Below are 304 nucleotides of genomic sequence, written 5' to 3'. Positions count from 1 at the left end.
GGAGACGTCCTGGGAGAGTAGGTCGCTGCTAGATTGGGTATCATTCCTGGGTAGCTCAATGGTGGAGCAACCGGCTGTTAACCGGTAGGCTGTGGGTTCGAGTCCCACCCCAGGAGCCATTAGAAAGAAACATGCCGGAGTGGCGGAATTGGCAGACGCACAGGACTTAAAATCCTGCGGTCTTTGTAAGACCGTATCGGTTCGACTCCGATCTCCGGCACCAAACATCGCGGGGTAGAGCAGTTGGTAGCTCGTCGGGCTCATAACCCGGAGGTCGTCGGTTCGAATCCGGCCCCCGCTACCA

Annotated in this window: 3 tRNA genes; all 3 read left to right on the top strand. The window is 57.6% G+C overall.

Annotation, left to right across the window (positions count from 1 at the left end):
- Positions 1 to 44: 44 nt before the first annotated feature.
- Positions 45 to 119: transfer RNA gene (locus tag L21TH_RS11140), tRNA-Asn, on the top strand.
- 14 nt (positions 120 to 133) lie between these two features.
- Positions 134 to 223 (top strand) — tRNA-Leu (locus L21TH_RS11135).
- Positions 224 to 228: 5 nt separating this feature from the next.
- Positions 229 to 304, top strand: a tRNA-Met gene (locus L21TH_RS11130).

The organism is Caldisalinibacter kiritimatiensis, from assembly GCF_000387765.1.
Taxonomy (GTDB): Bacteria; Bacillota; Clostridia; order Tissierellales; family Caldisalinibacteraceae; genus Caldisalinibacter; species Caldisalinibacter kiritimatiensis.
The sequence above is the reverse complement of the archived record's forward strand: the minus strand, read 5'-3'. Positions and strand labels throughout refer to the sequence as shown.